Below are 2014 nucleotides of genomic sequence, written 5' to 3'. Positions count from 1 at the left end.
AGATTCAACATGTTCGCTCCTTACAGACTCAGATCTTCTGTTTTGGTGGCGGGAACATCGGGAGTAGGTGATAAAACATCTTCGTTATCATCAAGGGATGCTTGTAGACGCTCTTCTAAAATCCCTTCATCTAAAAATGGGAGATGACCTCGGTTATTAATCTCAATGGCAGCTTTAATTTGATCTACTGTTGAGTTTTCGAGAATCACATCCAGCCATTTATTAGCAACATCAAATACCGTTTGGGCATCCCACTCAGATGGTTTTTCAAGCCAAAGCCACCTGTCAATGCTTGCAGCTACAGTTTCGATATTGTGGAGTGTAAGTAAGTCAACTATCTCTTCGTTGTAATCATCTGCAACCTCATCAGAATCGCGATGTAGGCGTTCTGCAAGCTCATCTTTGTCAATAAGGCGGTATATGTCATCTGAAGAAAAAAACCCACCATGATACGTATCAGCTCTAACAAAAGCATGGTGAGGTGAATAATCTTTACGAGAAAGTTGCTCAATGAGACTTTCTTTTGACAAAGAATCTAAAAAAGCTGCATCGTTATCATAAACGAGGTCATCGAGGTAATTAGCTCTGCGATAAGTATCATTCCAGACCGCCATAAGCTCATAATCCTGAAGCTCAGCCACATAATCGTTGACAAACTCTGTGAAGCTTTGGATGTCAAAATAATCAATGTGTTCAGTCATTTTAGTTACCTTCTTCCTGATAAACAGATTGGTTTTGTGTATTGTTAAGAGGTTTTTCCTCTATACTTTGCTGGCGGAAACCCTCGTGCCCAGATGAAAGCGTGCAACAGATAAAAAACGCACGAGGGTTTCCATGTTTAATACGTAGGTCGTGATCTGCTGTGATTTCGATAAAATCACAACTTCCTGCTACACGCGATGCAAAACGCTTAGCACTCATAGGCTGCCATACACGCAGAGCATCTTTTAAGCGATAGTTAGATGTGTAAATGGTTGGCTTTTGCAAGTTAATTCGTTTATCAACAAGTCCAGTAAGCACTTCTTGCGACCAGGATGTTGATTTTTCGCAGCCAACATCATCAAGAACAAGCAAGTCTAATTTGTAAAGACCAGCGAGATCAAAGTAGTTGGTTTTATTAAAGCCTTCTTTAAGGTTATTGAGTAAATCAATTACCGAGACAAGCTTTGCATTTTGGGCTTTATCAACATATCGCTTCACTATTGCTGCTGCGGTGTACGTCTTTCCTCGACCAGGAAGCCCCCACAGCCACACTCCACGCCCGTTCTTTACGGACTCATAAAGCTGGTCTGCAAGTTGGCATGTAGCTTGTTGATACACTCCATGAAGACCTGCTTTTTCAAGAGATGCTGTCGCAAGGTTTTGGCGGATCTGGTCGAGTTCTTCATCAAAGGTTTGCATCTTACATCACCCCATTTGAAGAAGTTGTTTTAGCATTTTTGCGAAGATAGGCATCTCGCCAAGTTTTGATGAACGATACAGCACCCTGTTTCCACTCGTGAGCGCTCGCCCACGAATAAAAATCTTCAGCGGAAAGATTTATAGAACGGGATTGTTCAGCGATGAATGCTTTAACCTCATCCAAGGTTGGCTTAACGGGGTTGTTGTTCTCTTTTTTTGATAGTTCGGAAGAATCAGAAGATGGTTGATTTTGAGTTTTTACGTTTTTATCTGCACTTTTCTCATGTACAGATGATTTTTTAGAAGGCTTATTTTCAATATTTGCGCTGTTGTTTGCGCAAATTTGGTTTTTAGACTTGCGACCACGAGAAGGTTTTTCGTTATATTCATCAATTTGGGTTTTGAAGGCTGCAAAGAGAGCTTTAAGGTGATAGTTTAACTCCACAACATTTCCAAAAAGCTGATATTGCATTATGGCAGCCAAAAAGGCGTTTTGATCACCATCATTGAGTTCACTAACAGCATTTACAAAGCTAGATGACGTTGTGACGGGGTTGGTTTTCATTCGTGTTGCACCTTTCGTTTGGTGCGACACTCATTTTTCTACTTCCCA

3 protein-coding genes are annotated in these 2014 nt (G+C 41.0%); all 3 read right to left on the bottom strand.

The window, feature by feature from the left end; translation table 11 throughout:
• Window positions 1–20: 20 nt before the first annotated feature.
• The 3 genes from HMPREF3192_RS03620 to HMPREF3192_RS03610 are packed head-to-tail and all read right to left on the bottom strand — an operon-like array spanning window position 21 to window position 1966.
• A complete protein-coding gene (locus HMPREF3192_RS03620) occupies window positions 21–701 on the bottom strand; it encodes a hypothetical protein (protein ID WP_066305452.1) in 681 nt (226 codons plus the stop codon).
• Window position 702: 1 nt separating this feature from the next.
• Window positions 703–1401, bottom strand: coding sequence for an ATP-binding protein (locus HMPREF3192_RS03615; protein ID WP_066305450.1), 699 nt, complete (start codon window positions 1399–1401; stop codon window positions 703–705).
• 1 nt (window position 1402) lies between these two features.
• A complete protein-coding gene (locus tag HMPREF3192_RS03610) occupies window positions 1403–1966 on the bottom strand; it encodes a DUF6291 domain-containing protein (RefSeq protein ID WP_066305447.1) in 564 nt (187 codons plus the stop codon).
• Window positions 1967–2014: the final 48 nt, after the last annotated feature.

Origin of the sequence: Atopobium deltae, assembly GCF_001552785.1 — a bacterium.
In the GTDB taxonomy this organism is placed as follows: Bacteria; Actinomycetota; Coriobacteriia; order Coriobacteriales; family Atopobiaceae; genus Atopobium; species Atopobium deltae.
The sequence above is the reverse complement of the archived record's forward strand: the minus strand, read 5'-3'. Positions and strand labels throughout refer to the sequence as shown.